Genomic DNA, 1,763 nt, shown 5'->3' with positions numbered 1-1,763 from the left:
GCGTGTGCACGTTGCGGGCCAGTTCGAGCGCGGTCAGGTCCCACTTCTGGGCGAGCGTCAGCTCGGGCAGCAGCTCCGAGACATCCGGCCCGATCATGTGGGCGCCGAGCAGCTCGAGGTGCTCGCTGTCGGCGATGAGCTTCACGAAGCCGACGGGCTCGCCGAGGCCGTGCGCCTTGCCGTTCGCCATGAACGGGAAGGTCGCGACCTTGATGTCGTGACCGGCGTCCTTGGCCTGCTGCTCGGTGAGGCCGAACGAGGCGACCTGCGGCGAGCAGAACGTCGCGCGTGGCATGAAGCGGTAGTCGCCCAGCGTCTGGGTCTCGGCGCCGCCGATCGTCTCGGCCGCCACGACCGCCTGCGCCTCGGCCACGTGGGCCAGCTGCAGCTTGGCGGTGACATCACCGATCGCGTAGATGTGCGGCACGTTGGTGCGCATGTAGTCGTCGATGCCGATCGCCCCGCGGTCGGTGAGCGCGACACCCGTGGTCTCGAGTCCGAAGCCGGTCACGTTCGGCGCGAAGCCGATCGACATGAGCACCTTGTCGGCCTCGACCGACCCCTGCGCGCCGCTCTTGTTGTCGGTGTAGGTGACGGTCACCTTGTCGCCCGAGTCGACGACCGACTCGACCTTGGTGGAGGTGAGCAGGGTGATGCCGTAGTTCTTGTACTGCTTCGCGATCTCCTTGGAGACGTCCGCGTCCTCGTTCGGGAGCGCACGGTCGAGGAACTCGATGATCGTGACCTCGACGCCGTAGTTGGAGAGCACGTACGCGAACTCCATGCCGATGGCGCCGGCGCCGACGATGACGATCNCCACGTTCTGGCTCAGGGTGACCCCGGGGAGCAGACGCACGGTCGAGCCGGTCGCGATGATCGCGTTCGAGAACGTGACGCGCTCGGTCTGGCCGTCGGCCTTGGCGACATCGATCGTGTTCGCGTCGACGAAGGTCCCGCGGCCGTCGTACTCGGTGACCTTGTTCTTCTTCATCAGGTAGTGGATGCCCTTGACGCGGCCGTCGGCCACCTCGCGGCTGCGGTCCCACGCGACCCCGTAGTCGAAGGTGACGGAGCCTTCGATGCCGAAGAGCTTCGCCTTGTGGGTGAAGGTGTGGGCGAGCTCCGCGTTCTTCAGGAGCGCCTTCGAGGGGATGCACCCCACATTCAGGCACACACCGCCCCAGTACTTCTCCTCGATGATCGCGGTGGACAGACCGAGCTGGGCGCTCCGAACGGCCGCGACGTAACCGCCGGGACCCGCGCCGAGAATGACGACGTCGTAATGAGGCATGGTTCCCAGCCTAGTCCGCCCGGGACCATCGGATGCCGCGTCGGCCGCCGTGCGAAGCCGCTCCGTCATGGCGTCGGACAGCGCGACTATCGAGCGGGAATGAACCGGCGAACCGGGCGCGGTCGACCGGATCGCATCGGATAGTCTGGACGGGAAGGAGGAGCAGAACCGTGGACGAGAACCAGCCCGGCGCCGGCGACATCCGGCGCGGCGCCAGCGACGCGCAGCGACCCGCGCACGACACGACGCAGACGTTCGGTCACGATTCCGACCTGTCCTTCGTTCCCTTCGGCAGCGAGCTGACCGAACCGGAGATGGCGGCGATCGAGGCCCTTCCGACCGGCTCGGCACTGCTCATCGTGCGCTCCGGTCCCACGGCGGGCGCCCGCTACCTCCTCGACGCCGATGTGATGACCGTGGGTCGTCACCCCGATGCCGACATCTTCTTCGACGACGTGACCGTCTCCCGCCG

1 protein-coding gene and 2 pseudogenes are annotated in these 1,763 nt (G+C 67.4%); 1 reads left to right on the top strand and 2 read right to left on the bottom strand.

The features are described from left to right. Window positions 1–815, bottom strand: a pseudogene (locus tag ASG00_RS18495) (dihydrolipoyl dehydrogenase family protein); the annotation flags it as partial. Between the two features lies 1 nt (window position 816). Beyond that, a partial coding sequence (locus ASG00_RS18490; RefSeq protein WP_235559572.1) for an FAD-dependent oxidoreductase occupies window positions 817–1,291 on the bottom strand: 475 nt, incomplete at its 3' end. Between the two features lie 170 nt (window positions 1,292–1,461). Between ASG00_RS18490 and ASG00_RS14615 the strand changes: the two are divergent. Continuing rightward, window positions 1,462–1,763: pseudogene (locus ASG00_RS14615) on the top strand (FHA domain-containing protein); the annotation flags it as partial.

Origin of the sequence: Microbacterium sp. Leaf351 (assembly GCF_001423825.1) — a bacterium.
Taxonomy (GTDB): domain Bacteria; phylum Actinomycetota; class Actinomycetes; order Actinomycetales; family Microbacteriaceae; genus Microbacterium; species Microbacterium ginsengisoli.
Note: the sequence above shows the minus strand (reverse complement) of the source record. Positions and strands in the feature narration are given on the sequence as shown.